The following is a 24,869-nucleotide window of genomic DNA, read 5'->3' on the forward strand; positions in this document are numbered from 1 at the left end:
CGCGCAGCGCCTATTCTACGAAATGCCTGGCTGCACAAAAAACCGCGCGAGAATCGTGTATCGTGGCGGCCTGCGCCAGGTTGACCCTTTTTCCTCTTGCAAGGAGTACGCGCCAGATGATCACGATCTGGGGACGCGCCAATTCGGTGAATGTCCAGAAAGTCCTGTGGTGTTGCGATGAACTCGTGCTGCCGTTCCAGCGCATCGACGCGGGCGGCTCGTTCGGCCATCTCAACGAGCCTTCCTATCTCGCCATGAATCCGAACGGCAAGGTCCCGACGATCACCGACGGCACGTTCGTGCTGTGGGAGTCGAACGCGATCCTGCGCTATCTGGCGATGGAGTATGGCCCGTCGAGCCTGCTCTACCCAACCGACCCGAAGGTGCGCGCCTCGATCGAGCGCTGGCTCGACTGGTCGATCGGCACCCTCGCGCCCATCGAGCGCCCCGTGTTCCTGGCGCTCGTGCGCACGCCGCCCGAAAAGCGCGACACGGCGAAGCTCGCGGCCGACTTCGATCAGCTGACCCCGCTTTGGCGGCTACTCGACCACCATCTGCAAGGCCGCTTCTTCATGGAAAACGAGCGCTTCTCGCTCGCCGACATCGTGCTCGGCGCGTACGCGCGGCGCTGGTTCGGACTCGAAGGCGTGGAGCGCGAGCCGCTGCCGAATGTCGAGCGCTGGTATCAGCGCATCGCGCAGCGCCAGGGCTTCCGCAAGTACATCGATCTGCCGCTCACCTGAGCCGTCGCTCCATGGCGGCGCGGGCGGGCCGGCGGCGCGCCCCGTATAATCGCAAGCATGAAGACAGCAAAACCGTCCCCGGACGCCTTGGCCCTGCACAGCGACACCGAGGCGCACGACCACGCGCACGATCACGGCCACGCCCACTCGCACAACGGTGTAGAGGGCGCTTCGGTCGAGTCCGCGCTCGCGATGGCCGAAGCCTATTGCCGCGAGCGCGGCGAAAAGCTCACGCCGATCCGCCGCAAGGTGCTGGAGCTGCTGCTCGCCTCGGGACGCGCAACCAAGGCGTATTCGCTGCTCGACGAAATGCGCCAGATCCATCCGGGTTCGGCGCCGCCGACTGTTTACCGGGCGCTCGACTTCCTGCTGTCGGCGGGGCTCATCCACCGCATCGAATCGATCAACGCGTTCGCCGTGTGCCACGACCTCACGCAGTGTCAGCACGGCATTCTCGTGGTGTGCCAGCAGTGCGGCAACGTCACCGAGCTGCACGAGCCCAAGCTGCGCCAGGCGTTGGTTACGCAGATCGAGGCCGCGGGCTACCGGCTCGCCGGCGACGGCATCGAGCTCAAAGGCCTCTGCGCGCAATGCCAGGAGAGTCAGGCAAATTCGGCCGACAAGGCTGCACAGCCGGGCGCCGCTGCCGCGCCCGAAGCCGCCGCGCAATCCTCGTCCGTTAGCTGACCGTTCTTGCCCGCCCTTGAGCGCGGGCAACAGCTCAGCCGCGCCGCATCTCGCGGCGCTTCAGTCCATCCGCACCCGCACCTTTGCCGCCGCGCTACGCGCGCGGCGTCACAGCGACTGGCGCGCGTCTATCGCGTCGCTCAGCAGCGTCACCAGTTCGTCCGGCCGGGCCGGCTTGGTCATGAAGTGCTGGAAGCCCTCGCCGATGCTGCGCAAACGCCAGCTTTCGTCGGTATGGCCCGTGAGCGCGACCGCGACGGTCGGTGCGTGATCGCCGCGGATTTCGTAGTCGCGCAGGCGCTGGATCAGGTAGAAGCCGTCCATGGCCGGCAGGTCGAGATCGCAGACCACGGCGTCGGGGTGCAGGCTCAGGGCCGCTTCGACGCCGGTTTCGGCGTCTTCGACCGCCACCACATGCGCACCCTCCGCCTCGAGCAGCGAAGTCAGTGACGCCCGGCTGTGCGGGTCGTCTTCGACGAGGACGATGGTCGTCCGGTCGAGCTTGTGTACTGCGTTCATTGTGTTTGCTTACATGCCTTTCTGTCTGTCAGGCCGAGTGCCGCAAGGCTACGAGCCCGGAGTCACGCCGGGCGCACGGCAACGCGGGCCGTCCTGATAGAGCAATCTTGATGCCGTCCGGTTCCTGCGTGCCGCGCGTGCGCCCATCCGCGCCGCGCACGATAGCCGCATCACAAGACAGCCCGATGACGGCCGCGCTCACGCTTTGCCGCCCTGTTTTTTGTCCAGCTTTGGATCCTGTCGCGAAGCGGCAAGGCCCTTGGCCTTACCAGTTTGCGCATAGGCTTCGAGTGCACGCTGGCGTGCCAGTTCATGCTCGACGACAGGTTCCGGATAAGTTTTGCCGAGGCGCACGCCCGCCGCTTCGAGTTGCTGCGCGCCAGCCTTCCACGGCTGGTGCACGAGCGCATCGGGCAGGCCCGCCAGCTCCGGCACCCAGTGCCGCACATAGGCGCCGCGCGGGTCGAACTTCTGGCCCTGCAACACCGGATTGAAGATGCGGAAATATGGCGCGGCATCCACGCCCGAGCCCGCCACCCACTGCCAGTTGGCCGGGTTGCTGGCCGGGTCGGCGTCGACGAGCGTGTCCCAGAACCAGGATTCGCCCGCGCGCCAGTCGATCAGGAGATGCTTGCTCAGGAACGACGCCACGACCATGCGCACGCGGTTGTGCATCCAGCCCGTGTGCCAAAGCTCGCGCATGCCGGCATCGACGAGCGGATAGCCGGTCAGCCCACGCTGCCACGCTTTCAGGCCGGCGGCGTCCTTGCGCCACGGCATGGCGTCGAAAGCGGGACGCAGGTTGCGCGTCGCCAGATCGGCGTAGTGAAAACGCTGGTAATGACAGAACTCCCGCCAGCCCAGTTCGCTCGCGAATTTTTCGGCGCTCGCGGCGCGGCGCGCCGAGCCGCATCCGTGCGCGTGCTGGGCCGCCTTGAGCGCCGCCCAGACCTGGCGCGGCGAAATCGCGCCGACGGCGAGATACGGGGAGAGGCGGCTCGTCGCGGCGTCGCCGGGTTCGTCGCGCTCGCCGGCGTAGGCGTCGAGGTCGGTGGCGAGGAACGCGCGCAGGTGCTCCAGCGCGGCTTCCTCGCCCGCGGGCCAGGCCGCGCGCAAGCCGCCCGACCAGTCGGGCGCGCGAGGAGCGAGGCCGAGCGCGTCGAGCGTCGATGCACGCTGGGTAAGACGTGCTGGCAGCGATTGAAAAATCATCCGTTCGGGCTCGCCTGCCGGCGGCGGCGGATCGCCCATGCGCAGGCGGGCGCGCCAGTAGGCGCTGAAAACCCGGAACGGCTCGCCCGACTGATTGAGCACCGTCCACGGCTCATTGAGGAGCTGACCACTGAAGCTCTCGACAGTCACGCCGCGCTCGCGCAGCGAGGCTTTGAGGGCGCGATCGACCTCGCGTTGCGATGCGCCGTAGCGACGGTTCCAGTACACGGCTTGTGCGCCGGTTGCGGTGACGAGGGCGTCCAGCGTCGCCGCTTCGTCGCCCTGCAAGAGCAGCAGGCGGCCGCCGCGCGCAGCCAGCGCAGCTTCGAGCGCGCGCAGCGATTCATGGCGCCACCAGCGTGCCGCACCGCCTTCCGGGCGCTCGCCCGAGGCATGCGGATCGTGGATCCAGACGCAGATCAGCGGCAGGCCGCTCGCCGCGGCCTGCGCGAGCGCGGGCTGGTCGGCGAGCCGGAGATCGTCGCGAAACCAGACGATGGCGGGGGCTTGATGCGCAGAAGCGCGGGAAGAAGCGGAAGAAGAAGGCAGACCGGACCTCGACCGGGAAACATTCGGCGGCGTAGCGCACGGGACGTGCCGCAAAGGTCCCGGAGCGTACCACGGCGCACGCTGGCGACTAATCCGTATCAATGCCCGTATCGGCGTGTGCGTCGATGCGCCCTGGCCCCACGCCCTCGGTGATGAGCGCGACCGCATGGCGCGCGATCGCCTCGACGCCGACATGAGACTGCTGCGCGTCACCGCGCCACATCTGGCTGGTGGCGAGCGGCAGCAGCGTGAGTCCCATCAGCGACTGGAACAGCAGCGCAGGCTCCAGCGCCGGGTTGAGCCGGCCCTCGCTCTGCCAGCGCGCAATGGCCGTGTGGGCCTTTTCCTGGTGCTCGCGACCCACGCGCTCGAGCATGCGCTGGCGCAGCACGCCCCCCTCGCTGATGACGTCGCGCACCCACAGCGGCGGAAACCACGGATTGCGCTGCCCCAACGCCACGAAGCGCTGCACGAGCGCGGTGAGCGCCGCCACGGGATCGTCGGGATGCTCCGCGAAGATGTCGCCAAGCGACTCGCGCAGCGGCACGAAACGCTCGTCGATCAGCACGTCGATCAGTTGATCGCGCGTCTTGAAGTAGTAGTGATAACCTTATGTTTAGTAGGGCGCGAGACTGACTGATCGACCAGCTTAAATCGACCACCCAGAATAGGGACCACCTCTCGACATCAAATCACCCCTTCTCAGTCACCTCACGCAGCGCGAGCCGCACGCACCGGGGAAGTTGACCAGTGAGGTGGCGAACCCCCGTGTGGCGTCCAGTGGGCGGCCCCATGCCTAGCACGACGTCGCCTCCAGCATCGATATGAGCGCTGTACAGGGCGACATTCCGACTACTGCGACATAGGCAAACTGCGTGAGTTAGAACGCCGCTCGCGCCGCCGCGCATAGAGACATGCATGGCATTCGGCTTCTTTACCAATGAGCATCATTTGGCCCCTGACTAACGCGCGCTTTGTCAAACGGCCTCCCATGACATAGGCACAATCACCGCAATTGACCATACCCGGCAAAGTAAGTAATTTGTAAGTTAATGGGTGCGTCGCGGTCGCAGTCGCCTGAATTGAGCACTCCGCGCGGTTCGATCAGCAGTGGCTTCGGGTCGCCGATGGTACCCACGACGACAAATTGCCCCGTACGCACGACGATTTGACCTTCGCACGTTTCGAAGCGCCACCAGCCTCCGAGCAGGATGGCGTCGATATCGACTTGCTAGTCCCACACTCTGCACCGTTGCCCGGCTCGACACGAGCAACAGAAGCGTCCGTCGTTTTGTGATCTGGGGAAAGCCCCTCGCGGAGGGTCTTAGCCGCAAAAGGTGCCGTGCCGATATCCACAGCGCAAAAGCAACCTTCTCTAGATTGCCATGGTGGAAATGCACTGCCCCCGATCCCTTCTGTGGCTGCGGCGGAGGCTAGCTTTGTCCACCGCGCGCCGTGTTGCCTCCATACGTAACCCCGCGCAAGTCGATCATTCGTTGTGACTTCCGACCTCAGCACAGATGCGTTCAGCTGTCTCAATCCGTTCGAGTTCAGTTCAGAAGGTACACGTTGAAGATTCAACAACCATATAGCGTTGAATTTTCAACGACTAGATGTGTTGAAAATTCAACACATCTTCCATAGTCATGACATTTACCGCCACCCATAAGACATTGATGACAATGTTGCTCTCATTTTTCTTGATTAACTCGATTTATATTCTATGATTGCTTGTACAGTTGGATCTGGGAACTGCGATGGCAACGATGTCGTGGAAGGCTAAATACGACGCCGACCCTAAATAAATTTCTTTGGCGACCTCGCCTTTCAAGGGATTCGCCCTCTAGATCCCATGCAAAGGCACTTGCTTGGGAGCAACGTCGCAAAGAGACGGATCGACAACGTTGGAGCGTTCCAGCACTTCCTCGAACTGAGCCAGCGCTCGCTATCCAATGGCAGTCCAGTCTGTCGCGCCAAGGCCGCACATGGAGGGTCACCGTGGTCGTCAAGAACCAACATGGATGGACACGCGATAGGGTTGATCTCCAAGTGCACGCTTTTGTCCATAGAAAAAATCACGACACAACGCTGTCCATCGACCTACGTCAAGCAGGAATTCGCACGGGAGGATTGTTTCAAGAGATGCTTGACGGAGCAGAGTGCCCTGCCTCAATACATCACGCCAATGCTCTCCGCCTTATCGTGCGCGAAAGCTCAAGCCCCCGACTACGACAAATATTTTCCACGCCAGCGGCCGCTCTATTTCCGTCGCAAATAGCCGAGCTAATCAGCCTCGTTGATGACACTCTCGAAAAACTTACAGGCCTCAGGATAAAGGGGCCCTACGTCACCGCAGTACGGCACTTTCTTAAGCAATGCGACCGTCCTCTCGCAAACGGAGATCCAGTCAAAATTGTCGAAATGAAAAGCCGATTCAACGCGCACGGTGGGAAGCCGATTGATCGGCGGATTGCCCCTTCATTTGACCCGTTCAACCCTAGGGAAAACACTCCACCGCTGAGCGCAATTGAATTCAACTCCTTTAAGGAACGCGACGCTGTTGCTTTAGAACACCAAACAGCCGCAGTACAGTCCATCATCACATCATGCGAAGCGCTCTTTAATGTACATGACGCATTCATCGAGAAACTTCGTATCGCGAGAAGCACAGATCTTCCCAATTCACTGCATCGAAATGTGATATCCAACATAGAGGACGGTGGGATCACAACACACGCGGTATTCAAAACGCTTGATCCTGACACACGATTCCTGCTTATTGCGAGGATGGTTGTCAATGCCCGCCTTCATCGCTCGCCATCCAAGTCGTTTGTTCCCTCCGATTCGGTGCCCGCACTCGTTGACGCCCTTCCCTATGAGCGACGGGGCGGCGCATATGACATCATGCTTTCTGAATTCTATCTACCAAGACATATTGTCACCGCCTGCATCGCCGTCTTGATGGCTACAACCGGCTGGAACTTGTCGACCGTTCTCTCACTTACTCGCGATAACGTCCGTAAAAACGAAGACGGCAGCTACGCACTCGAGGGACTGAAGTCAAAGACTGATCAAATTCAGCTTACGGAAACAAATGAAAATTTGTCGTCTGTGGAACCTAGCTCCACACAGATCCCGTCCAAAGAGATCGACGATCGCACAGCCATTCGCTCCCTTGACTACATTGTCAAGCATCGGAACAATATCGAAACTCATTGCCCGAAATCCTTAAAAAATGACTCCCTTTTTGTCTCATTGAAAATGCGAAATCGAAGCTCACGCTATGAGTTCGATATTCAAAACCCGACCAAGGAATTTCATCAGATCTGCACCGCTCTCGGCATCCCCTCAATTGCACTTGCCCAGATTCGCAATCTAGTTGCAAATCGACATTACCTTTCGTCCGGCGGCAACATTTTTTCAACTCAAGATTTTTTGGCGCATTCTAGTGCGGATGTAACGAGTCAATATCTGAATACAACTCTCGTTAGATTGCTTGGTGAAGCCAACATGCTCAGGTTCATGCGATTACTTGAGGCTTGCATATTGTATTCCACAGGTAGGCAGAATAGGCTAACCAAAAAACAGCTCACTGACGTCCAAAGGAACAATCTCCTGCTCTTTCCAACCAGCACTCTCCAGGATGACAAGATCGAGTGCATTGCGGACCGATGGATTAATTCATTCGGCTCCTACCCTATCGTCATCGGCGAAAACGAACTCAAGCACACTATTATCCAGCGTCGTTTCTACAGAAGGTCGACCAGTCAATTGATCAGCGCGAACCACGAGCGATTCGTTCGATTCCATCTCCCGCGGATCTTGTTCTGCGAATCTCTCTATCGCGTCTTGTCTGCCGGACAGTTCGCCCAAAAACTTCACTCTCTCGAAGCGGAGTTCCCCGATGAGGCGAACGTCATCCACTAATGCTGACCGGTCAGTTCACCTAAAGGCACCCACATCGCCCTTTGATAACGTAGCCAAGGATTCCCGGTACTTAAGTGCGTGGGACGATCACGAGGTACGGGTGAATGTTGCACACCACGCGTCGGATGTCCCAATTATTGCGGTTTTTAATCTTCACGACGAATACATCTCAAGTAGGAATGGCGATGGGATAGACACTGAAATCCAGCCACTCACCACGTTTCAGAACCATACTCAATCAGTGAAGATTGTAATTAATGAATTACTAAAAACATCAAGTGGAGTGCTGAAAAACGATATTTGTCAAGGTATTCGAATGTGCGTTCGAATATTTTCGTGGATGCACCGGCAAGCTATCTATTCCTTATGCGAAATTGAAAGATCGAACACGAAGGAGTTGAGCGAGCAAATCGGAAATTTCGGATGGTGGCAAACGCTAGACTATGAAGGTGCTTTGCGCGAGTTATCGCATTCAATGCGTAAGCATCCGAAAGTCCGATTGCAAATTACTAGCTCCGAAAGTAAGTCCGTTCACCGTATTAACCCGAGATCTCTAGAGAAATGTATTGGGCTGCCGGTACATTCAGCTTATATCCCCACCTGGTTTAGAATTGAGACGGCAAAAAAAAGTGGGAAGGAAGTCCAGCCAAGTCAGCTTGAAAATAAGCGGCTAAATGGAAACAACGCCGAGCACTACCGAACCCTCCGCTTTCTCAATCTACTAAGTAACCAACCAGATGGGATCGATTCCATAAACTTTACACCGTTTCTATATATCGCGACGGAGGTAAAGCGCGTGGAGAAGATTAGAAAAACACGTCTGAATCGGGAAAAAACAGAAATTTCCGATCGCGATCAGGGTGATGAGATCCTCGATCTAAGCGATGAACCTTCTCCGCGCGCGACGCCAAACTTCCCAATTGACGCAGCCGTAAAGATGCTTTCTCAGGCTATTTCTTGCGTTTATGAGTGGCGAGCCCCAATTCTCGCAATTCTGGATATTTGTCGCACTAAAGTTATATTTCAAAACGAAAATAACTATAAGCGCAGCTTCATCATCTTCCCCTTTGACGAAGCAAACTCCATCTTGCAAGAATCAGGAATTCCGCTTCAAATCGATAATCTAAAAAACAAGAACATTTCACGAGAAACTCAAACGTCAAAGCCCATCTTTGTGACACTGAATGATATTGTTAAGACTATCATGTTTGCGTCGGCTTTTCTATGCATGATTAATCATGGGAGGCGACCGAACGAGGTAATCGGAAGATATGTTCCATACGGATTGTACTTCGGATGTGTCAATTCGATCGATGCAGAACATGGACTTTATTCCATTGACATCTACATTGAAAAGCAACCACGAGAGTATGCAAAATTCTGGTGCACAAAGTTAGTCGCTGACTGCGTACAGTTACTCGAGGATATTCATCAGAGATTTCGCCCGTTGTCAGATGCTCCGATAACACCGCATATAGACCTGTCTAAACGGCGTCTCGACCACCTATTTTTCTATAGGAACTTCTCGCAGGGGTCGTTCCTCAGGGCGAAATCGGACCAATTTCACTGGCGCGACGACTCGCATCTTTTTTTTGATCTCGCTGGCGTCGACGAAAGCATCTTCTCCAACAGGCAGATACCCTGTCGTCGAATGTTCATTAGCCTTTTCGTCCGACGCTACGATCTCCCTGAACTCGTAGCGTTACAAAATCATATGTTGGACCTCAGCATTGAATCACTACGCGCCTACTACCTGGAGCCGGCACATCGGAAGTCAAAAGATAGGCACGAGCAAGCATTACGTGCGATGGAAGCGGATGCAAAGGATATTGAAAATATCCTGATATCTGAACGATCAGCACTTCTAAAGCAATTTGTTGAACGTTTGCTTCGCGACGAACCCGTCGGAGGTGCGTTTCCTATGATTATTAGCAAAGTCATCAAGAAACTTTCGCGCTCAGTCGAATTCCAGTCCAAACCTGTTGATGCGCAAGCAGACAAGATTGTGTCAGAGCTGGCAAGACGAGGATATGAACTTTCTGAAAAACAGAATGGAAACTGCATGGCCGGAAAAGCGCGCCACATGCGGGGGGCTAGCCATTGTTATGAAGACGGCAACGTCCGTCCCGAGAACGCCAGCCCAAAAAAATGTCAAGGATGCATACATTCCCTGACCTCCACCACCACCATTCTCATCTTCGAGCAAGACCGAGATCGCTCCGTTGCGCAGTCAGAAGACAAGCGGCTTCCTCCTGCAGTCAGAAAAATAGCGACCACGCACGCGTCCGAAATGGATCTGATTATTAAGCAAGAAATGGCCTTAGCCGAGCGAAATCGCGCTGTGATCGCGAAGGTCATTAACGATTGGAACGCAGCTCTAGACGATTTTCGCCTTCTCAAAGAAGACAGCACGACAGTTGACAGATCATGAGAGAAAGCGACCACGTCTCCGCCCAGCAGAAGAAAAGAGTCGAGGCGATACTCGAAAAGAAGATTGCTGTGCTCCAGAGCTGGGCGCGCGAAGGCGTACCTTGGATGCTCACGGCAGATGCCAAGCTGGCTCGTGACACTGATGGCCATCCCATGCTCGTCCACTATCCTAGAGATATCCGGTCATTCGCATGCTGGGACGGGAGTCTGTACACCGCGTCCGACATCGAAAAGAACCCCGGACTATCCGAGCTCAAGCGCTTTGCGAGAAGCACCCTGGTTCAGAAGCACAATCTGGACAACCACACTCGCGTCAAACATCTTCTGCGCGAGATTTGCCTGAAGGCATCGCGGCAACTTGAAGAGTTAGATTTCGGTGGAAGAATCCGCAAGCTTGAGAGGGAAATTGAAAGTTTAAAAGCAACAATCGTGCGCCAGGAATCTGAAATCGATATTTTTAGAACTGAAGCCGACGAGGAAAGGCAACGTCGAGTGAAGTCCGAGAAGCGGCTTGATCGAATTCGCAAGTACGCGCGAGAAAAGATCGAACAGCTTGAGAGGGACCGTGCTACAGGGAGCACCCCCACAAGCTCGGCCAACGTCGTCAGCCTCAGGAAGCAAATGCACACAAGGAGGCGACCGCAATGAAATCACAGCCATCCAAGGCGAAAGGTAAGGAAAACGCAACCCGCCTTCAAATATGGATACGCGAGACACCAACGGAAAAAGTCCCAGTTAATCAGTTCGGGAAGGCTGCACGCCAAAAGATCTGCGCTGAACTCGGCATCGCACGCTCTACTGTCAGCTCGAATGCGACGATCAGGATACTGTTTGATGAACTTGATATGGCTATATCAGGAATAAAGTCTGCCGACAATGAGATTTTATCGTCCGGCTCGAGAGCGGCGCAGAAGAATGTAGTGATTGCCTTACTGGCAAGCAACTCGAAGTTTGTCTCTGAGCGCGCCTCTCTAAAGGCTCGGATGGAACGCTTAAGCTATCTTGAGGATACGGGTGGCCTTCTACACGTTCTGCTCGGGCCCGAGAACTAGTCATGAACGGCACCATTGTGAGCGTGCGACACATTGGGGGCGGAGGCGGTGCGATATTTCGTCTGCGTATGCGGGGCCGTGCGAGGACGATCACGGTGATCGCTGCTTACGATTCTCTTGTTCGGCCGCCTGTTTCGGGGGAAATATGGACTGTGGCCGGACAGGTGGAACGCGCACCCGCGGGCACACAACAGATCCGCGCATCGCAAGCACTTCCAGTAATGCCGACGGGCGAACAGATTGTCGATCTGTTATCAATGCATCCACGCTTCGGCCTCCTAGCTCCTAACGTCGCCAGAAAAATCTGGCGAAAGCTTGCGGATGATCTCTACGTCGCGCTCGAACTATATGACATTGTGGAATTGATTAGAGCGGGCGTACCCGTCGATATCGCAGACTCCATCGCGTTGGAATGGAGACGCTACAAGCGCGAGTTGACTGTAACCGATTGGCTGAGCGCGGTGTCGCTCTCGGGTGCGGCCCTCCAGCGTGTCTACCGAGTGATTCCTCATCTGACCCACCTCAATCTTTCGAACCCGTATCACGCGTTTCCGCTGATAGCATGGAAAGAAATCAATTCGCGTCCTGATAGTAATCGGACTGAGTATGCGAGCGAGAGAATGCTTACCGCATGCGAGAGCGCCTTCTATTTCAGCGGTCAACTTTGCTGCAATTCGTTAGATGAGGGAATCCTGTTCCAGAGAGTAAGCAGGCGGCTGGAGGACCGACCAGCCGCACTGGCAGGAATAGCATGCGCAGTCGAATCTGCCCGGCTTGTTGAGCTTGATACCTCGTCGGGTCGCAGGTACGTAAATCGAGGTATCGCGATCATCATGGAATCCCTGGCTCTGGTGTTGCGGATTCAGAACGTACGCCCGACTGGCGAAGTGTCAGAGGGAGCTTCTGTCGCGCCATTGCTCATAGTGGAAACGGATTCCGTCAGTGAAAAAGTTGCGTCGGAAACGCTTTTTTCCCAATATCCAAACGGACGACACGTTGTCCCAACCTTGATCGAATGGCAGTCCGGTGTTCAACAGATTCCATTGACCCAACTGCTCCAACGGTCACAAGGTGTTGAAAGCAAACAAATCATTGTTGTTCATCGCGCGCACGCGCTGGATTTGCTTACGCTAAACAAGCTGCTCCACCTCGTTTCAGAACCTAATTCAATAATTCTCGCGGGAAGAAGAACGGGCCGGCTGGCAAGCCGCGAACACCAACCGTTCCAAGCAATTACAAAGTGCGGGAGGTTTCCCGTTATTCGATTGGCGCCGTCCGGAGAATCCAACTTGCCGCTGTCCGAAGCAGGGCCACCTGACCCGACTGCCTTCGTCGCCGCCGTGAACTTGGTTCGCTCCAAACTTCCAAGTGAAATTGTCCGCTGTGAGGATGCCATCGAGGAGTTGCTTGCGCAGTCTCGCGTAGCAAATGACTCAGGGAGTGTCATCATAATCTCATCCAGCGCAAGCCGGATTGCAGAGTTGAACACCCGTCTTCAGAATGAAATGTTAGATGAACTTTCTCTAGGCGGCCGTGAACCGGATCATGTCCGTGTCCACAACGATATGGTCGCAAGTGTCGGCGCCCCCGTGACATGGGTTACGAGAGACCTGAGATATTCCAGGCTGCCGGGTATAACTGCCACACTGTCAGATATCGCAATGAGACCTACATTTGTGCTCAAGGGCGCATGCCCTGTCTCCACGCTAGCTACCGCCGACTTTCCGTGTGTTGGATGCCTGCAACTTTCGAAGGCAGACTTGTCTGACCTTGAGCCAGCCTTCGCACTCCCACTCGAATCGGCATCGCTCGGGAGCTGGTCGACTGTCATTCTTGACTGTCATCCCGACTCCATAGGCGATCTTAACTGGCTGATGTCAAGTTCGTCATTGGCAAAAAACAAGGTCGTATTCGTTCGGTCGCCGTGTGCACCGGCATCAGATGTGCAAGATCAGGGGCGGCTGTGCTCACCTGATCCGTTCTTTATCTCTCTCTTGACCATGGAGGCAAACCATGAGAGGCAAGCATAAGACCACGAACCCGCAGCGACGCAAAAGCACACTAGCTGCATATGAATCCGTTCTGAAATCGGAGCCAGTTCCGGCTGAATTCCTCGATACGTTGAGATTGCTCAACTTCTCCAGACTTTTCAGATACTATCTGAAGCCTATTTGGCCTAGAGAAATCGAGGAACTAAAAAAAGAGATCGAGGAACTGGATAAACTCAGATTCGATTCTTTTCTCAGAAAATTGGGACTGCGCGATACAGACGAGGGATCTTCTTCAAGCGAGGAGTAGCTTGCACTGCGACGGATTTCAGGTGCCACTTGACTCCGGGGCCCCGTACGTGTCGTTGTTTTCGTTCAGGAGATATCCGTGGCGAGCAGCATATTCACGAGATCGGTTGAGCATGTCACGCTGATCCGCTTTCAGCGCGCGGACGGCACTGAGAAGGTGGCTTTTCGCGACCGCGATCATCGCTTGATGAAAGAACCAACAGACTATGTGGATCTTATTAGGCGAGAGGCTGAAAGGAGCAAGAAGACAGCAACAGCGATAAAGTCCGCTGTGGATGCAGCCCTGTATGCCTTAAAAGATCTGCACACCTCCATGTCGAAACTTCACTTGGAATTATCTGATCTGGATGATAATCATCTTCAGAAATTCCGAAATCATTGGCTTGACGCCACGATGCGGAGATCGAACTCTCGTGGCAACGCAATGCGCGCGAAGCAGACGACCAACGTGAAACTGCGTATTGCCTACGCATATCTAGACTGGTGCCAGCAAACTGGAAGGGTGCCACCGGACACGATTGGATGGATCGGATGCCGTATCAGGTCCTCTCTGCCGAGCGTCGGCACGTCGCAGGTTCCAGCGGTGTACACGGATTCGCATAAACACCCGCTCGTGTTCAAGGGAATTGGCGAGAGGTCGCGTAGGGGGCGACGACAGCACTGGGCAACGGCCGACGAGATTGCCGATGTAGAAACCTGGCTTTCCGATAACGAGAACCCACATGCATGGCAAAGAGATCAGTTACTCATCAGGGTTATCGACGCTATGGCCTGGCGAGCAGGGACCGTACTTGGACTGACAATTGACGATTTTTCTGCCGAGCGAATCAAGGAAGCTGAACGCAGGCATGCTGCCATTTTTCACGTGGAGCCAGTCGTACAGAAAGGCGGCCATTCACTGACTTTTTCGTTGCCGTGGGCACTCACCTACAGAATCGCCGATTATATCAATGGTGAAAACGGACGCGTTGCCTTGATGAAAGAGGCTGGAGCTACAGAAAAGGTGGCAAGACGCCGCGTCTTCCTGGCTAGCAACACGGGGGCGCCCCTCAAACGGTCGGGGCTTTCTTCCCGCCTTTCCAGCGTATTTAAGGCGGCAGGATTTCCTGTCGGTGCAGGGGTACATTCAATCCGGCGTGGAACCGCCAAGCGCGAGGCCCGCGCCGACATCGAGTTCCGGCAACGAAACGGGCTATCGACCGCCCCCGAAGATATCACGGAAGGACTAGCCGAGAAGCTGGGTCACACGTCTCATTTTGCGCAAAGGGCATATCTCGAAAGTGTGGCCGACAAGCGACTCCTATCGGTGGAGGAGCAACTGGCCCAACAACTCGATGAGGAAAAGGCCAAGAACGCCGCTTTGAGCGCTCAAGTCGCTACTCTGCAGGATTTTCTGCTTTCCAGTCAAGCCCGAACATCTCGAACCGTACGTATGTCGAAGTTCGGTACTCAACGCACATCACCGCGTCCGTCGCACCCTGCCACTCTGATTCATCGCTCTGCGTTTGAGTCGCGCACTAGCTGAACTTCACGTTGTTCCACTTGATCCGCGCACAAAAGTTACGAAGCTCGAAGAGCATCTCATGCGCGGATTCCTCGCACTAGAAGTGCAATTGCGTGTCGAGCGATGTCGTCCGGCGTCAAGCTAGCCCTATGGGACTCGTTACGCCACATCTTCGAGGTTGCAAGCGGAAGGAGAGTCAAGCCGAGCAAAGAAAGAAACACAAGCGAAGGTTCGAGATCTGCATTCAAGCGCCCTTCTTCTTGCCACCTTCTAATGCACTTGAGGGATTTCCTTTGGTGTTCGTCACCAAATCGCTCGTGCATTCGTTGCTGCAATATCCCGCCCTCGCTAATGACTTCCCGCACCCACAAAGTGGGAAACCATGGATGCTCGCGCGCGACATTCACGAGTCGCCTAGCAAGTTCGGTGATGGCCGAGACCGGATCGTCAGGATTGTCCTCAAACGCCCCGCCAAGCATGGCGCGAAGCGGGACGAAACGCTCATCAATCAACACGTCGAGCAGCTGGTCGCGCGTCCTAAAATAATAGTGCACCATCGCTGGCGTAACACCCGCCGCACGTGCGATTGCAGCCAGCGACGTATCGAGTATTCCGTGCCGCGCGAAGAGGACGAGTGCCACATCAAGCAGACGCGCCCTCTGCATAGCACCGGTCACGCCACCTACAGGCCTGCCAGGCCGACGGCCTACTGGAGCAGCTTCTACCACTACGGCAGCACGGACATTCGCGCCGGTGAGTGGCAAGCTCCCTCGCGAGCCTTTTGTGTCGGGGCTTTCAGGCATATGGGCACTCCGGGATAGCGATCACTGACAAATTTGACGAGCTAGAGCTTTTAACCAATATTAACTTTCACATTAATTAATTGCAAGTTTCCGCCACCATGCTTCAACGCATAACGGGAACCGAGGCGATGGAGACTATCCGATCCTGCGCCTCGCGCTGCGATTGCAGTTCGTCTCGCTAGTGCGATACACACGACCGAGCATCTAGGGAAGGTCTGCAAAAGTCCTGGCGTTGAAGTCTGGTTGTCCTATCCTGGAAGAACGCGAACTAAAGGAGTTCCTCGATGACACAGCTCGGTCTTGGCCTGGATCTTTCAACGAAACGCACGCGCAAGCGGGAATTTCTCGATGAGATGAGGCGCGTTGTGCCATGGTCGAGGTTGATTGCGCTGATCGAACCGCACTATCCGAAAGGTAAGACTGGAAGGCCGCCGTTTCCGGTTGCGACGATGCTGCAGATTCACTTCATGCAGCAGTGGTTTGGGCTTTCGGACCCGGCGATGGAAGAGGCGCTTTATGACGTGCCGCTGTACCGTGAGTTCGCGGGGCTGGACGAAGGTATGACGCGTTTGCCGGACGAAAGCACGATTCTGCGGTTCCGCCATCTTCTCGAAACGCACGGCCTGGCCGCGCAGATGCTCACGGTGGTCAATGAGATCCTTGACCCGTCCTGCCTTAGGTTGACACCTACATAGCAGCTAGAAACGCTCGATGAACTTCGTCGGGCGTTTTGTATTTTAGCGAGTGGTGCGGTCGTTCCTGGTTGTAAATCTGTACGGACTGCCTGACCATCGCGGTGGCCTGCTCCAGGTCGGCTGGCCGCTGGAGAAGCAGTTCTGTCTTGAGAATGCCATTGACCCGCTCGGCCAGAGCATTCTGGTAGCAGTCGTAGCCATCGGTCATCGAACACGTCAGCCCGTGGCGTTGATGAAGCTGCTGGTAAGCGGCAGAGCAATACTGAACGCGACGATCACGTTGTGCCATTCGAAGACCGTCAATCTTGAAGCTGAAGTTCGGCGTGCGCAACTCGTCGTCGGCGCAATAGGGAAGCCCAATTTCATTCCTGGCGAGTGGATAAGCGACGGGGCTATCGTTGTCGATGCGGGCTACCACGTCGGCGGTGTTGGGGACATTGAGTCCGGCGACCTGCTGGATCGATGCGCTTCCGTTACGCCAGTTCCAGGGGGCGTCGGCCCAATGACCATCTCGACGCTCATAATTCCCAGCTATTCGCGAGGACGGCGCTCGTGCATCCCGCTTGCGATTTAACGTTCGGCGAGCGCCCTGATGACCTTCGCATGGGTCGCGAGGACGCGCCGAACTGCGGCGCGCACGATCCGCTCCCCCTCCGGGCCAGACAGATCGATGTTGACCGGCCGGACGGGTTCGCGGCGCGGCAGGATGGTGATGCCGTGGATCTTCCTTACGGTCATGATGGCTCCGGCGATTCCGGTGATCTGCCTTGCCGCGCAGCGGCACGTGAAGGTTATGCCTAAGAGAAACAAAAGGGACTGGTTCGCGTCTGACGCGAATGCCATGGTCTGATATCGTGATTCGTACATAGACGGCGCGGAGAAACGCATATCGAGCGAGGACTGCGGCATCCTTTCAGTCGGCGATACGGTGCCGGTCGGCCGGTTACGCGCCAACCGGACCCATACGGGTCCCGCGCATCCGGCATGGGATCGGGGTGTAGTTCGCCAGCGTGTTTCGATAGTGCCGAATTCCGCTGGACATATCGAGCACCCTGCTCCATCGAAAGACGCTGGAAGCGTCGGCGACTTCCTGACGTGACTCACCACGGCCTGTACAGGTCTTCGCGGGGCGTGGCCAATCTGTCTTGCAGCAAGTTGAAGTCGTCGATCCGGGCAATAGCGCTTGGGATCTCGAGCGTGATTTGCGGGGCCTCGAGTTGGAGCATGAGCCAATTGCGCACCCATTTACACCCATTTATATCACCCCTCCGGAATCGAACCGGGTTTGCGCACACTCATCCGGCTCACGCGGCAGGCGAAACTTCACAAGTTCGGGGAGATCTGCCCCCCCCGCCCCGCCTCAATGACATGCGATAGGACGACCCTGCATAACCATTTTCCCCAAGTATTTTCCCCAAGACCTTGCAGACCGCCCCACCACATGCTCGATGTAACTTGTCAGCTTTTTCCTCCGTGGACAGGGCATCGGGTTCGCATCCACCCCGCCTCGATCGTCTGTCCTGGATTGCCGCATGTTTCGCACAGCCGTCCGCTCATCATCTCGGCGAGTTCAATCATGCCGCGTTGTCGCTCGTCGGCGCCGGAGGCATTGAAGCGCAACGTCCCGAACTTTTCCTTGACCTGCCTCACGACGACCTGCGGTGCGCCATGCCTTGTCGCGAGTTGCAGTCGCGCGCTCAACACGTCAATCAGATCAAACCAGCCATCTCCGCACTCGAATCCCCACAGCGAGAATACCGATGGCATGGCGTCCGGCGTGTCGGCGACTGCCAGATCAACTGCAAAAATGAGCGGGTATCGTTCCCGCAGGATTCTCGACAACTCTTCGCGCACTGTCCTCTTTCTCCCTTTCCGGCATTGCTGTCGCGGCTAGCCGTGCCGCACGCCGCGCGCCTCTTCGTGCGCAGCGGCAATCACACGCTCGGGCTCCGCGGCCAGCAGGTCAAGCGGGCGTCTGCCGTCGAGCCAGCTGTTGACCGACGCAAACCAGAATGCGAGCCGCCAGCCATCTTTCGTCTCACCAAACACGTGCAGGACCCTCGCAAGGGCGGCCAACGGTCGGTACTGCCGCTCAGGATCGAGCCCGTAGGACGGAAAGTATTCGCCTTGCCCGCGCCGGACGGAAAAGAGCCGCCCCTCCTGTTTCCAGCGCTCTGCCAGGAGAGGCTGGGTATCAGCATCCGGGCAGGCGAGCCTGTCCACCTGCTCCGCTGTCAGCCAGTCACACGCGTCGAATACAGCCTGTCTGGCGGCTTGCAGCCTTGAGGCCCCCTCATTGCCAGCATCCCTGTCGTCTTCGCTGCGCGGCCTGTTCATCAGCAGTCCTCTCATCAAGATTCTCGTTCAGCGCATGTTGTTCCACGTCCGTGTTGTCGTCCTGAACGGCTTTCGCGCTCTCCTCTTGCCAGATCCCGGCTCGCTGGTCGGCCACAGCCACAGGGACATCAGCGTCATTGATTCGCCGGGACAGGATCTCGGCAGCAAACGCCTCGGCGCGCTCCAGACTCAGGGACGGGCCCAGCAGGTCACGCATGCGGTCACCGGCGGCAGCAGTCGAGGACAAGGAGGCCGCCGCGCCCGCGTTGACGATGGAGTCCAGCACCGGAATCGCAAACTCAAACCCTGTCGCCCGCTCAATCATGCGCGTGACAGTGTGGCGCGCGTGCGACGGATCCATCCCGTATGAGATGGCCACGTCGACCAGGGGCCACCGATGCGCGCCAATCCCATAGCGGTGGGCCAGCAGGTCGGCATCCCGCCGGGCTCTCGCATCCAGCGTCTGATCTGGCCTGAGCAGACTGCGTCCCCGGGTCGCCAGGCATGCCGCGACACTCCGGATTGCAGCTTCGAGCATGTCCGCTTCGATAACCACGCGCCACCGACCGTCACGGACACGGGGATGCGACACCGGAGGTGCCAGCAGTTGCCCCGGCGCAAGCAGCAGTGCCTGCTCCCAGGCGCGAAGACGCCACGCCGTCAATGCCTTCGGAAACACTCCCCGCTCCCACTGCACGAGCGTGGGGCGGGATACATGGCTGGCGCGCGCCACTTCCGCGACCGACAGGCCAAGTTCCACGCGCAGCCGCCGTGCGTGCAGGCCGATGTCCCGGCAACGGGACGGGGGAACTCGCGCTTCTCGATCCTCCGCGCCTCCGCGGGCCGCGGTGTTCGCTGCGTGAAACACGATGCCCGGCAACGGCTCAGTCTCATGGCTGAGCAGCCATCCTTTCGGCACCTGCAGGGCCGCTTCCAGCGCGTTCACCGTCGCGGCGGCAATGCTGTCGGGTACCAGGCCCCTCTCCCAGTGCAGATAGGTCGATTTCGCCACGCCCGCCTTGCGCGCGAGTTCGGGCTGCGTCATCCCTGACGCTTTCCGGCGGTCACGCAGGCGCTGCGCGAACTGCGGTGCAAGCGATGGCGGTATCCACTCACGCGCCCCGGTCATCGCGGCCTCCCCGTCATTCCTGCGGTCCTTTCAGGGAAAGGACGCATCCGCCAGGCCCCGAACGACCGGAGGATCGTTCCCGCGCGGACATTCCGCATTCAACCGGCGCAGGCATAGGCATTGGCCCTCGCATCATGCAGCGCATGGTGCTCACCGCCATGGCGGGCGTAGTAGGCGGCGAGGCGCGTCCGGTCGCGCTGGCCCGCGATGTTCTCGATCCGCCAGCCGCCCGGCAGCGGGCCGCCCATCAGGAACCGGAACAGGTTCAGGTCCGTCTCGTAGTCGTAGCAGAGCACCGGCCCGGTGTCGCGCGGCACGCTCACGAGCCATCCACGCAGTGCCTCGCGCAGCGCGGCGAACGGCATCGCGCGCCCCTCGAACTGGCCGAGCTGCGGCAGCACCACCGCGCGGACAAAGTCGCTGCACAGCGCCGGATCGAAGTCGGTCCGCTCGCCATAGAACTCGTCCCCGTTCTCGCCGACGATCGCGAGACTGATGAGCTGGCATTGCCGGAAATCGGTGAATTCCGTGTCGATGAAAAACCGGTTGTTCGAGCCACCTTGCTGTTCATCTGGCAGTGGCCAGCGCAACGCACCGTGAAAGCCTGTATCCGTCATGTCCCGCGCTTCTCTCTCTCTCTTGCTGTCCCCGGGCGCGTCATCGCGCGCAGCGGCAGCCGTATGACCACCCGCCCGATGGAGAAAATGGTTTTTTTCGCCTTCTTCCCCAGCCCGTCTGCACCAGCCGCCACCTCCGGCAGCGGCATGATCCTGCCCCGCTCATGCATAACCGGTAAATATCATCTGCCGGCCCGTCCTTGCGGGTGCAGGGGGACGCCACCCTCCTGGAGCCCTTCCAGCGCCTGCCGAAGTGCCTGCTGCACGCCGGTTGAGGCCACGCCGGTACGTCCGGAGCAGACGATGAAGCGGGGATCCTCCCGCGCCGCATCGGCAACGCTCGGATGATCGTCCAGGGCGAGCCAGAGGGCGATCGACCTGCGCTGCACTTCCGCCAGGATTTCCGCAGCCCGTGTCGGGCGTCGACAACGCTCGGATGATCGTCCAGGGCAAGCCAGAGGGCGATCGACCTGCGCTGCACTTCCGCCAGGATTTCCGCAGCCCGTGTCGGGCCATACCCCTCCACGACACCGGCAAACCGCGCGCCGAGCGGACCCAGCAGCTCGATCAGGGCGGCATCGTCAAACCGTCTTCGCCAGTCCGAGCTGACCACAACCCGCACCTCAGGAAAGGGCGCAAGTATCCGCTCAAGGACCGGGCACCACATGAAGAGGTTCGGGTTCTCTATCAGGCGGAAGTTGTCGTCGAGCGCCAGCTCATCGCAGGCATGCAGGACGCCGTCGAAATCCAGAAACAGCACCGGGTGGCTCGTCGCCTCGATTTCAGGAGGTGTCGTGGCGGTTACGTCTGCCGGTCGAAAATCGGTCACTTGCATCAGGTGTCCAGGGACAAGCCAACATCCATTCTCCCGCCGTTGCCGCGTGTGGCCTTGCCGTGATAAGGCGGATTATCACGGCCAGCCCGCTTCCAACTGGTCCGATGCGGCAAGCCGCACCTGCAGTTTCGCGAGGACCGCCAGCGCACTGATACCCGGCACGGGATCGGTGCCCCAAGCCCGACGCACCGCAGGCCAGCCAGCATCGTCGTCGAGCGCGAGCCATGCCTCGGGCCGCCGTCGTCATACGTCGCCCAAGACCTGCACCCCACGCGGCGATGCGCAGCTCAGGGTACGGCTCGAGGCAGCGCAAAAGCAGCGCTGCACTTTCAAACAGCGCATGACCCGGCGGGCTCGCGATATACGGTCCGGCGCCAGGACGGCGCCAGAAGCCCCCCCGGGCGAAGCACACCGTCGAAATCGAGATACAGCACAAGGGTGCCCCGTCGCCGCGGGCGCGTGTCCGGCTCCTCAATGGGCAAAGCCGGCCCCAACTCCGGATACGCAACCACCGCGAGTCTGCGTCAGGAACGGGCCTGTGTCGCTGGCGCCTTCGCGCGCCAGAGCCGCCTGCCGCGCGCCGGGCGCGTTGCCAGTGCAACCGGCACGGAGAACGTGCGCCCCGCCGCGGTCGTGAACCGGGTCACCGTCACCAGCCGCTCGCCCTGGCTGTACCGTTCGGACTCGGTAACCCCCACCCGGATCTCGCTCAACGGATCGAGCGTCCAGCGGTCAACTTCGCGTGCGAACTTTGTGCTCAGCACGGCGGCGCCCCGCAGCACAACGTCCCCGCCGACGAACTGCTCCAGGTGCGGCGCCGTGGTGGACAGATCGAGCATCACAATCGACGGGACGACCCGCGAGCGAGCCGGCGACACCCGCAGGATCAGCACGTCCCGTGGAATCAGCTGCTCGATCGCCGTCCACGCGGTCGCGCCTTCGGGCTCGCCGAACGGCAATGCATACGGCGGCAACCGGTTCTTTTCACTCGTCACAAACATACAACCACTACCTCGAATGCTTTCGTTACCAACGAACTGTTCGCCGTGCAACCTGGGAAGACAGTTTCCGCCTGCAAACTAGAACCATGCCCAGCAGATTAAAAGACCCACGTCACCCCAAAATGGGTCGTAAATGCCGTGGCCAAACGACCATCATACCGCGACCATCACGGGATGCAAAGGGTATCGGTCAAAATGGACGACGCGGGACACCTGAGCGCCATAGGCGCGACGGTTCGCGCTCGCCGACAGGAATTTGGCGTCTCACAGGAGGCCCTTGCTCACGCGACAGGAATCGACCGCAGTCATATGGGGCGAATCGAGCGAGGGGAACGCAATCTATCCGTCCTGAACCTCATTCGAATTGCTGAGGCCCTAAACATTTTGCCGTCGAAGCTTCTCAAAGGCGCGGGTCTTTGACACGTAATCGTGTCGATCGATTACGGTAGACTTCGATTGCGTGAAGTCGTCGCTCTTGACAACACGACACCGAGCCCCTGCGCCGACAAAGGCGCTTGCCGCCGCCGTAGATCTACACATTCCTAGCAATCAAGGCACGGCTACGTCCCTCTTTGATGTTAGTACTTCCCATGTTATTTAATTCGCACTACATATTAATTAGGTTGACAATTTCTTTTATGTTAAATAGAGGATTCCTGGCGTGATGGAAGATGACATCGCATTCGTTCAGTTGCACAATTTTGTTCTCACCGCATAGGCGAGCGACCAAGCGCTAGCTTTCGGGTGCATCCAAGATGCCATTGATTGACCGCGAACCAGCTTTGCAAGCGCACTTCCGCCAATCAATCCGGGAATCCGTGCCGAGGCGTCCGGAAACCTACAAAATTACTTCAATCGCCTGTCGAAGGAGATATTTTTTGCAAATATCTCGAGGTAATTTTGTTCCCGATATTTGTATGCGGCGCCATCTGCGGTGCTGCAAAGGGAACAAAATTACGCAAACCAATGACTCGCCCCTGCTCCTGCCGCCGTGAACGCAAAAATTCGATTTGCGCGGATCGAATCGAAGACAGAATCCTCAATGCGAGGATGAAACGGCAAGCCATAGCAGTTCCCGCGTGTTGGTGGAACAGGAGCTTTTCGCGGATCACTGCCGCACCTCCGCTCATGTCCAAAAACGAGGGTACGCATTTTAACTACAACGCCCCAGCAACATGCTAGTAAGTTCGTTACGCCAACGCTTGCGTCGTTAGTATTCGAACACGCCCTATTTCACGCCAAGACGCTCGCTAGTTGTGCCGAGCACAGTGCTGACGCGATCCAGCAAAGCCGGAGCAAACTTCTCACTGAACCCGCAGAGGAAGGCCGCCGCAAACGGGATTCCTGTTTTCATACCACCGGTTGCGTTCAGCGGGATCAGCGGCGTGGCAATGATCACGTAAACGATGCACATGAAACCCGTCGCAACAACAGGTTGGAGGGCACCTGTCAGGGCAACCATGAACGTGTCATCTTCCTCGACTAGATCGATCTTGCGCAGTCTGAGGAGAATACTGGTAAGGCTCCCGACAACAGCAAAAAAGCAGATGCCAATTATGATATTCGCATTCGCAAGAAGATCCAGGAAGCGCTCGGTCGTTGCTGCCGTCTTGAGCACGACGGCACAAATCGTCAACCCGAATATTGCCATGGCGCCGATAAGCGCACCCAAGAAGAAGTAAATCTGATTTCCGCTCCCGGCGCTCTGGGCGAATGCCGCATAGGCTTCGTCGTAAAGGGCCCTCGCCTTTCCTACATCCGCATCGCGGACGGCGACTGTAACGACTCCATCGAGAAGCACGATGACTTCATACGCACGCCGCGGATTGCGTGCCTGAATTCTGGCCAAAAGCGCGCGCACTGCTGTGAGTAGCACCCGGCAATCTGCACCAACATTATCAGCAGCTCGGATCGCCTGCTCGACTGCTTGAATGGCAGCGCCGAGATCCATCCGAGTCGAGTCGGTAGCAGCGTGTAGTGCCGGTGTGTCAACTTGACCGCCCCCGTTCGTCCGTTGTTCATCAGAGGTAGCAGCGGCAGTGCCATCTAAAGGTGTAGTCGGCTGATGTACGGCTTCCATTTCATCTCCTTTTTCCGTTGCGTCGACATATGGAAACCGATTCAGTGAACTGGAAACCGGAACTGCCGCTCGTCTGGCGGTGTAACAGGTTGCGCCACCTAGTTGAATGCCGATATACGCAGGGCGCCTCAATTGAGGCATTGGGAATCATGTTCGGTCGTCGCGATCTCAAAAGAGACGCTCCTTGCACCCACCCGAAGCCGAGACCAAAGCGCGCTGGCGCCCAAACTTTTATCGGATGCTTCCTGCAAAATCCAACGTAACAGGCGCCAGACCTCTTCGCGTTTCCGACTGGATCACCGCCGCAAGGGAAGTTCGTAGCCGTCCCATTCTCGTCACTCGCAAAGAGAGTGATCAGTGCGCCACCGTACGTAACACCGTAGATGCAAGGCGACGCAACCGGGACTGCACCGGAAAGTGCCGTTCCCCTGATCGCGCCCGCTTGCGACGAG

General features: G+C 57.8%; 24 protein-coding genes and 2 pseudogenes. 12 read left to right on the top strand and 14 right to left on the bottom strand.

The window, feature by feature from the left end; genetic code table 11:
• Positions 1-116 precede the first annotated feature (116 nt).
• Positions 117-743: a glutathione S-transferase family protein gene (locus AB4Y44_RS09880; protein ID WP_069268745.1), complete on the top strand. Its 627-nt coding sequence runs from the start codon at positions 117-119 to the stop codon at positions 741-743.
• Between the two features lie 57 nt (positions 744-800).
• The gene (locus AB4Y44_RS09885) at positions 801-1,430 is read left to right on the top strand and encodes a Fur family transcriptional regulator (protein ID WP_368699364.1); all 630 of its coding nucleotides are present in this window, start codon (positions 801-803) and stop codon (positions 1,428-1,430) included.
• A gap of 108 nt (positions 1,431-1,538) precedes the next feature.
• Here AB4Y44_RS09885 and AB4Y44_RS09890 read toward each other — a convergent pair whose 3' ends face one another.
• The 3 genes from AB4Y44_RS09890 to AB4Y44_RS09900 form a co-directional block, all read right to left on the bottom strand.
• Positions 1,539-1,949: a response regulator gene (locus AB4Y44_RS09890; protein WP_069268743.1), complete on the bottom strand. Its 411-nt coding sequence runs from the start codon at positions 1,947-1,949 to the stop codon at positions 1,539-1,541.
• Between the two features lie 198 nt (positions 1,950-2,147).
• Positions 2,148-3,710, bottom strand: a complete 1,563-nt coding sequence (locus AB4Y44_RS09895; RefSeq protein ID WP_368699449.1) for a deoxyribodipyrimidine photo-lyase — start codon at positions 3,708-3,710, stop codon at positions 2,148-2,150.
• 88 nt (positions 3,711-3,798) lie between these two features.
• Complete coding sequence (locus tag AB4Y44_RS09900) at positions 3,799-4,278, bottom strand: TetR family transcriptional regulator C-terminal domain-containing protein (RefSeq protein WP_368699365.1); 480 nt, start codon at positions 4,276-4,278, stop codon at positions 3,799-3,801.
• Between the two features lie 1,430 nt (positions 4,279-5,708).
• Between AB4Y44_RS09900 and AB4Y44_RS09905 the strand changes: the two genes are divergently transcribed.
• The 7 genes from AB4Y44_RS09905 (at position 5,709) to AB4Y44_RS09935 (ending at position 14,941) form a co-directional block, all read left to right on the top strand.
• The gene (locus AB4Y44_RS09905; RefSeq protein WP_368699366.1) at positions 5,709-7,637 is read left to right on the top strand and encodes a hypothetical protein; all 1,929 of its coding nucleotides are present in this window, start codon (positions 5,709-5,711) and stop codon (positions 7,635-7,637) included.
• 100 nt (positions 7,638-7,737) lie between these two features.
• Positions 7,738-10,068: a hypothetical protein gene (locus tag AB4Y44_RS09910; protein WP_368699367.1), complete on the top strand. Its 2,331-nt coding sequence runs from the start codon at positions 7,738-7,740 to the stop codon at positions 10,066-10,068.
• On the top strand, positions 10,065-10,715 hold the full coding sequence (locus tag AB4Y44_RS09915; protein WP_368699368.1) for a hypothetical protein: 651 nt from the start codon (positions 10,065-10,067) through the stop codon (positions 10,713-10,715). The genes AB4Y44_RS09910 and AB4Y44_RS09915 overlap by 4 nt, the downstream gene beginning before the upstream one ends.
• Positions 10,712-11,119 (top strand): hypothetical protein, encoded by a 408-nt coding sequence (locus AB4Y44_RS09920; RefSeq protein ID WP_368699369.1) that lies wholly within the window; start codon positions 10,712-10,714, stop codon positions 11,117-11,119. Before AB4Y44_RS09915 ends, AB4Y44_RS09920 begins: the two co-directional genes overlap by 4 nt.
• 2 nt (positions 11,120-11,121) lie before the next feature.
• Positions 11,122-13,149: a hypothetical protein gene (locus AB4Y44_RS09925; protein ID WP_368699370.1), complete on the top strand. Its 2,028-nt coding sequence runs from the start codon at positions 11,122-11,124 to the stop codon at positions 13,147-13,149.
• Positions 13,133-13,417: a hypothetical protein gene (locus AB4Y44_RS09930; RefSeq protein WP_368699371.1), complete on the top strand. Its 285-nt coding sequence runs from the start codon at positions 13,133-13,135 to the stop codon at positions 13,415-13,417. The genes AB4Y44_RS09925 and AB4Y44_RS09930 overlap by 17 nt, the downstream gene beginning before the upstream one ends.
• A 78-nt stretch (positions 13,418-13,495) precedes the next feature.
• Positions 13,496-14,941 carry a hypothetical protein gene (locus tag AB4Y44_RS09935; RefSeq protein WP_368699372.1) on the top strand — a complete coding sequence of 482 codons (1,446 nt, stop codon included), beginning with the start codon at positions 13,496-13,498 and terminating at the stop codon, positions 14,939-14,941.
• Positions 14,942-14,997: 56 nt separating this feature from the next.
• Here AB4Y44_RS09935 and AB4Y44_RS09940 read toward each other — a convergent pair whose 3' ends face one another.
• Positions 14,998-15,723, bottom strand: a complete 726-nt coding sequence (locus AB4Y44_RS09940) for a TetR/AcrR family transcriptional regulator (RefSeq protein WP_368699373.1) — start codon at positions 15,721-15,723, stop codon at positions 14,998-15,000.
• 284 nt (positions 15,724-16,007) lie between these two features.
• On the opposite strand from AB4Y44_RS09940, the pseudogene AB4Y44_RS09945 reads away from it, so the two are divergent.
• Positions 16,008-16,379 (top strand): annotated as a pseudogene (locus AB4Y44_RS09945) (transposase); the annotation flags it as partial.
• Positions 16,380-16,410: 31 nt separating this feature from the next.
• Here the strand turns inward: AB4Y44_RS09945 and AB4Y44_RS09950 are convergent.
• Positions 16,411-16,695, bottom strand: a pseudogene (locus AB4Y44_RS09950) (integrase core domain-containing protein); the annotation flags it as partial.
• Here AB4Y44_RS09950 and AB4Y44_RS09955 point away from each other — a divergent pair.
• Positions 16,651-16,992, top strand: coding sequence for a hypothetical protein (locus AB4Y44_RS09955; RefSeq protein WP_368699374.1), 342 nt, complete (start codon positions 16,651-16,653; stop codon positions 16,990-16,992). The pseudogene AB4Y44_RS09950 and the gene AB4Y44_RS09955 sit on opposite strands and share 45 nt — an antisense overlap.
• Here AB4Y44_RS09955 and AB4Y44_RS09960 read toward each other — a convergent pair.
• From AB4Y44_RS09960 to AB4Y44_RS09990, 7 genes are all read right to left on the bottom strand, one after another.
• Positions 16,989-17,261 carry a hypothetical protein gene (locus AB4Y44_RS09960; protein ID WP_368699375.1) on the bottom strand — a complete coding sequence of 91 codons (273 nt, stop codon included), beginning with the start codon at positions 17,259-17,261 and terminating at the stop codon, positions 16,989-16,991. The two genes, AB4Y44_RS09955 and AB4Y44_RS09960, sit on opposite strands and share 4 nt — an antisense overlap.
• Positions 17,262-17,876: 615 nt before the next feature.
• The gene (locus tag AB4Y44_RS09965) at positions 17,877-18,272 is read right to left on the bottom strand and encodes a hypothetical protein (protein ID WP_368699376.1); all 396 of its coding nucleotides are present in this window, start codon (positions 18,270-18,272) and stop codon (positions 17,877-17,879) included.
• Positions 18,273-18,308: 36 nt separating this feature from the next.
• Positions 18,309-18,770: a hypothetical protein gene (locus AB4Y44_RS09970; protein WP_368699377.1), complete on the bottom strand. Its 462-nt coding sequence runs from the start codon at positions 18,768-18,770 to the stop codon at positions 18,309-18,311.
• A complete protein-coding gene (locus AB4Y44_RS09975; RefSeq protein WP_368699378.1) occupies positions 18,712-19,884 on the bottom strand; it encodes a helix-turn-helix domain-containing protein in 1,173 nt (390 codons plus the stop codon). The genes AB4Y44_RS09970 and AB4Y44_RS09975 overlap by 59 nt, the downstream gene beginning before the upstream one ends.
• Positions 19,885-19,982: 98 nt before the next feature.
• The gene (locus AB4Y44_RS09980; RefSeq protein ID WP_368699379.1) at positions 19,983-20,501 is read right to left on the bottom strand and encodes a hypothetical protein; all 519 of its coding nucleotides are present in this window, start codon (positions 20,499-20,501) and stop codon (positions 19,983-19,985) included.
• A gap of 40 nt (positions 20,502-20,541) precedes the next feature.
• Positions 20,542-21,336 (bottom strand): HAD domain-containing protein, encoded by a 795-nt coding sequence (locus tag AB4Y44_RS09985; protein ID WP_368699380.1) that lies wholly within the window; start codon positions 21,334-21,336, stop codon positions 20,542-20,544.
• 524 nt (positions 21,337-21,860) lie between these two features.
• The gene (locus AB4Y44_RS09990; RefSeq protein ID WP_069268960.1) at positions 21,861-22,337 is read right to left on the bottom strand and encodes a hypothetical protein; all 477 of its coding nucleotides are present in this window, start codon (positions 22,335-22,337) and stop codon (positions 21,861-21,863) included.
• Positions 22,338-22,511: 174 nt separating this feature from the next.
• On the opposite strand from AB4Y44_RS09990, the gene AB4Y44_RS09995 reads away from it, so the two are divergent.
• On the top strand, positions 22,512-22,757 hold the full coding sequence (locus tag AB4Y44_RS09995; protein WP_368699381.1) for a helix-turn-helix domain-containing protein: 246 nt from the start codon (positions 22,512-22,514) through the stop codon (positions 22,755-22,757).
• Between the two features lie 431 nt (positions 22,758-23,188).
• On the opposite strand, the gene AB4Y44_RS10000 is transcribed toward AB4Y44_RS09995, so the two are convergent.
• Positions 23,189-23,449, bottom strand: a complete 261-nt coding sequence (locus AB4Y44_RS10000) for a hypothetical protein (protein WP_368699382.1) — start codon at positions 23,447-23,449, stop codon at positions 23,189-23,191.
• Between the two features lie 116 nt (positions 23,450-23,565).
• Positions 23,566-24,417, bottom strand: coding sequence for a hypothetical protein (locus AB4Y44_RS10005; RefSeq protein WP_368699383.1), 852 nt, complete (start codon positions 24,415-24,417; stop codon positions 23,566-23,568).
• Positions 24,418-24,869 lie beyond the last annotated feature (452 nt).

It is taken from the genome of Paraburkholderia sp. BR10937, from assembly GCF_040965695.1.
Lineage (GTDB): Bacteria > Pseudomonadota > Gammaproteobacteria > Burkholderiales > Burkholderiaceae > Paraburkholderia.

What these genes read in the sequence shown, in the direction of transcription:
- AB4Y44_RS09985 (WP_368699380.1), bottom strand. Translation starts at nt 21,336, where the DNA reads ATGCAAGTGACCGATTTTCGACCGGCAGACGTAACCGCCACGACACCT.
- AB4Y44_RS10005 (WP_368699383.1), bottom strand. Translation starts at nt 24,417, where the DNA reads ATGGAAGCCGTACATCAGCCGACTACACCTTTAGATGGCACTGCCGCT.
- AB4Y44_RS09975 (WP_368699378.1), bottom strand. Translation starts at nt 19,884, where the DNA reads ATGACCGGGGCGCGTGAGTGGATACCGCCATCGCTTGCACCGCAGTTC.
- AB4Y44_RS09930 (WP_368699371.1), top strand. Translation starts at nt 13,133, where the DNA reads ATGAGAGGCAAGCATAAGACCACGAACCCGCAGCGACGCAAAAGCACA.
- AB4Y44_RS09990 (WP_069268960.1), bottom strand. Translation starts at nt 22,337, where the DNA reads ATGTTTGTGACGAGTGAAAAGAACCGGTTGCCGCCGTATGCATTGCCG.
- AB4Y44_RS09915 (WP_368699368.1), top strand. Translation starts at nt 10,065, where the DNA reads ATGAGAGAAAGCGACCACGTCTCCGCCCAGCAGAAGAAAAGAGTCGAG.
- AB4Y44_RS09890 (WP_069268743.1), bottom strand. Translation starts at nt 1,949, where the DNA reads ATGAACGCAGTACACAAGCTCGACCGGACGACCATCGTCCTCGTCGAA.
- AB4Y44_RS09925 (WP_368699370.1), top strand. Translation starts at nt 11,122, where the DNA reads ATGAACGGCACCATTGTGAGCGTGCGACACATTGGGGGCGGAGGCGGT.
- AB4Y44_RS09970 (WP_368699377.1), bottom strand. Translation starts at nt 18,770, where the DNA reads ATGAGAGGACTGCTGATGAACAGGCCGCGCAGCGAAGACGACAGGGAT.
- AB4Y44_RS09920 (WP_368699369.1), top strand. Translation starts at nt 10,712, where the DNA reads ATGAAATCACAGCCATCCAAGGCGAAAGGTAAGGAAAACGCAACCCGC.
- AB4Y44_RS09885 (WP_368699364.1), top strand. Translation starts at nt 801, where the DNA reads ATGAAGACAGCAAAACCGTCCCCGGACGCCTTGGCCCTGCACAGCGAC.
- AB4Y44_RS09995 (WP_368699381.1), top strand. Translation starts at nt 22,512, where the DNA reads ATGCAAAGGGTATCGGTCAAAATGGACGACGCGGGACACCTGAGCGCC.
- AB4Y44_RS09880 (WP_069268745.1), top strand. Translation starts at nt 117, where the DNA reads ATGATCACGATCTGGGGACGCGCCAATTCGGTGAATGTCCAGAAAGTC.
- AB4Y44_RS09980 (WP_368699379.1), bottom strand. Translation starts at nt 20,501, where the DNA reads ATGACGGATACAGGCTTTCACGGTGCGTTGCGCTGGCCACTGCCAGAT.
- AB4Y44_RS09955 (WP_368699374.1), top strand. Translation starts at nt 16,651, where the DNA reads ATGAAGCTGCTGGTAAGCGGCAGAGCAATACTGAACGCGACGATCACG.
- AB4Y44_RS09940 (WP_368699373.1), bottom strand. Translation starts at nt 15,723, where the DNA reads ATGCCTGAAAGCCCCGACACAAAAGGCTCGCGAGGGAGCTTGCCACTC.
- AB4Y44_RS09960 (WP_368699375.1), bottom strand. Translation starts at nt 17,261, where the DNA reads ATGGCATTCGCGTCAGACGCGAACCAGTCCCTTTTGTTTCTCTTAGGC.